We start from the raw sequence: 3559 nt of genomic DNA on the forward strand, positions 1-3559 counted from the left end.
TTTGAAGCCAGTGCCAGGGCCGCCGCCTTTGTTGAAGCCGCCACCGCCGCCACCGCCTTGGTAGCCGCCGCCGCCACCACCGCCGCCGTAGCCGCCTTTGTTAAAGCCGCCGCCACCGCCGCCGAAGCCGGGTTTCTTGATGAAGCCGCCGCCACCGCCGAAGCGCTTGGGGCGAATGCCGCTGATGTCGTCTGGACGGTCAGCGTGGTCCATACGGACGTCACGGCCACGCAACTGCGCGCCTTTGACGCCTTCGAGCACGGCCTCGACTGAGTCACCGGGGATTTCGACGAAGCTGCATTTCTCCAGCACGTCGATGGCACCGATGCTGCCGGGGGTGAGGTCTTGAATGGTGTTGTAAAGGAGACCCGAGATGTCCTGCGGACGCACCTGATCCATGCCGCCGACGTTGATGAACAGGCGGACCATGCCGGAGCGTGGGCCTTTCTGGACGTAGCTGCTCTGCTTGCGCGGCACGCGTTCCTCTTCGGCATTGCTGTCGTATTCGTTGTCGAATTTGGCCGGGGCCGGGCGCGGAGCGGCGGCCTGATGATTGGTCGGGCCGGAGTCTTCTTCGCGGCCCGATTCTTCGGCAGCAGCAGCCGGGGCTGCGGTGCCGCCTTCTGCAGGAGCGGATTCAGAGTCGGAAGCGGCTGCGGGAGCTTCGGAGGAGACGGAAGCCGGGGCTTCCGTGCCTTCAGCGGCGGGTTCGGAAGAGGCCGGGGCGGCTTCTCCCTCAGCGGCAGGGGCTGCCTGCTGCGGTGCAGGAGCTGCCTGCTGTGGGGTGGCTCGCGGTGCGGGCGCTGGGGCCGGCACGCGGGGCTTGAAGTCGCGCTGCGGATAGTCGGGCTTCCGGCCGGCGCGGTCTTCCACGATCTGCTCGGTCTCGCGCACCTGGTCCTTCATCAGAAGGTCCATCAAAGCACTGGCGATCTCCGTGGGGGTGAAGCCGATGTCCAGCAGGCGCTGGATGCTGTGCTCGTGATTGGCGTAAGTCGCGCCTTCCAGCACGGCTTTGACCTTGTCGAAGGTCTTGTCCACGCGGGTGGCTTCCAGTTCTTCCTGGGAGGGCACCTTGGCGCGTTCCACGCGGATGTTGATGAAGCGCTGGATGCGCTGCATGAGGTAAATTTCACGTCCGGCCACAAGGCTGAAGGCCTTGCCGCTGCGTCCGGCACGGCCAGTGCGGCCAATGCGGTGCACGTAATCTTCTGCGTCATAGGGCAGCTCAAGATTGACGATGAGATCGATGTCGTTCACGTCCAGGCCACGGGCAGCTACGTCGGTTGCCACAAGGACTTCGACGTTGCCGCTGCGGAAGTTGCGCATGACGCGCTCGCGCATGGTCTGATTGATGTCGCCATGCAGGCGGTCGGCGGCGTAGCCACGGGCCACGAGGGCGTCGGTGGCGTCATCCACGGCGCGCTTGGTGTTGGCGAAAACGATGGTGAGGCGCGGGGCCTCGATGTCGATCAAGCGGCAGAGCACTTCCAGCTTGGAGCGGCCCTGCACTTCGTAGTAACGCTGCTCCACGGTGGACACGGTCAGCGCCTTCTGCTGAATGGTGATCGTCGCGGCGTTGGTCGTGTAGTTTTCGACGAGGCGGCGGATGCGCGGCTCGAAGGTGGCGGAGAAGAAGATGGTCTGGCGCTCCTTAGGCACAGCGGCCATGAGGCGGTCGATGTCGTCGCTGAAGCCCATGTCGAGCATTTCATCCGCTTCATCAAAGACGAGCATCTTGAGGGCGTCGAACTTGATCAGTCCGCGCTCCATGAAGTCCAGAATACGGCCGGGGGTGCCGACAACGATCTGGGTGCCGCTCTGGAGGGCGCGGATCTGGCGGTCATAGGAAGCGCCGCCGTAAACCGGGGTGGCGCGCACGCCTTCTTTGAAGGTGGCCAGCTTGTGGATTTCCGCGCAGACCTGCATGGCCAGCTCACGGGTAGGGCAGAGAATCAGGGCCTGCACGCTGCGGATGGAGCCATCGACGCCCTGAACCACGGGAATGCCAAAGGCCATCGTTTTGCCGGAGCCGGTCTGGCTCTGGCCGACGACGTCACGTCCGGTGAGAGCCACGGGAATGGCTTCAGCCTGGATGGGTGAGGGCTGCTCAAAGCCAAGGGATTTAACGGCTTCAAGAAGCTCGGGCGAAATTCCCAGTTCAGGGAAGGTATGTGTACTCATAAAACAGAAACGATACGGACTCCTCAGAATTTGAGGGGTGTCATACTGTCACCAAGGAGCGAGATTGCAAGGTGTTTGATCTTGGGGGCCCCTGCGGGTGCTGGGAGGCCGGCAATCGGAAGGTGCTTTGTCTCTTAGCGAGTCTCTGATTGTTTCACGTTCAGGCCTGCCCAAAACCGACCGAAAAACAGGGGGGCACCTCAAAAGGAGATGGTCAGTGATGGGATTGCTAACTGTTCGGGTGTGCCGTTACAAGGCGCGGTGGCCTTTTGCCTTCCACAATCCAGGCCGTGAGGATGCACGGGTTCCTGCCGTCGGGCGTCAGGATCTGGCACTCCACGGTGAACTTCCGGCCGAAGCGTGTTTCGCTCGTCTCAGTCACGGGTTGAGTCATGCCATGCTGGCGCAGAGCTTGGGCCATGAGCTCCCACGCATCGAGTCGGAAACCACGATTCAAAAAGAACTTCGCCTTCGGCCCGCCTTCCTTGTGAGAGAGGTTGAGCAGATAATCCTGCACTTTCGTCTGTTCGACGAGCAGTGCATCGGCTTGCGGGAGATGCTGCGGAGCTTCCATCATTCCGTCTCTGCCAGTTCGATGTCCGCCGGTTCCATTGTCACCAGTTTGGGACGCTTGAGTCCATGGATGAACTCCACTTCGTAGCCTGCACCGCCTTCATACACATGCACAATCGTGCCCGTGTCACCCGCCTTCAGGTCATCGGCCATCAGATCATGGCGCAGGCGCACCACCGCGTGCTCCGGGAGCACTCCAGGGGCAGTCATTGGGGTGGTGGCGTTTGCAGCAGTCATGGCAGTTGCAGGCAAGATGCCTGCCGCTGGCCTGCGGGCAAGTGCTGTCTGCACGCCTGCCGCGCCAAACGCGGGCGCATCTGGCAGTCGGAACTCACGGGCAAAGACCGGCTTCTTGGCCTTTTCATCATAGCCCACGGTCATCCAGCGCCCCCCATCCTTGGCGAGGATCAGCACCAAGCCATAGGCCTGATGTTGTGCCAGTACCTTGGGCGCTTCGCGGCTGGTCTCAAAGCGGTCCTTCGGGTCCGCCAGCAGTGCGCCGTCTTCCGTGTTGCGGCCTGCGATGCCGATGATGAAATCAGGATAAAAGCCCCGGCCATTTGGCATCAGCACATTGACCGACCACGGTTTGTCCGGCGGGTTGCGGTGCCACCAGTTCACCAGCTTGTGCGGGTCATGGTCCAGCAGTTCGGCAAACTCGCGCTCCCAGCCGTTCATTCCCGCAGGCATCACCGCATAGAGATTGCGTGGGGACTGTTGTAGCGGTTCGGCAGACGTGATCTCGGCGGGAAGTTCAGCCGCTTCCTGAATCTCCATGTGTGCTGCCACAGCCTGCTTCATC

General features: G+C 62.3%; 3 protein-coding genes. All 3 read right to left on the bottom strand.

Annotated elements, in window-relative coordinates:
• A partial coding sequence (locus tag PSV43_RS12705; protein ID WP_300197523.1) for a DEAD/DEAH box helicase occupies window positions 1-2184 on the bottom strand: 2184 nt, incomplete at its 3' end.
• A gap of 229 nt (window positions 2185-2413) precedes the next feature.
• The gene (locus PSV43_RS12710; RefSeq protein ID WP_300197526.1) at window positions 2414-2761 is read right to left on the bottom strand and encodes a DUF6883 domain-containing protein; all 348 of its coding nucleotides are present in this window, start codon (window positions 2759-2761) and stop codon (window positions 2414-2416) included.
• Window positions 2758-3559: DUF4926 domain-containing protein (locus PSV43_RS12715; RefSeq protein WP_300197529.1), on the bottom strand; the 802-nt coding region annotated here is incomplete at its 5' end. The genes PSV43_RS12715 and PSV43_RS12710, both read right to left, overlap by 4 nt.

The organism is Prosthecobacter sp., assembly GCF_029946185.1.
GTDB lineage: Bacteria > Verrucomicrobiota > Verrucomicrobiia > Verrucomicrobiales > Verrucomicrobiaceae > Prosthecobacter.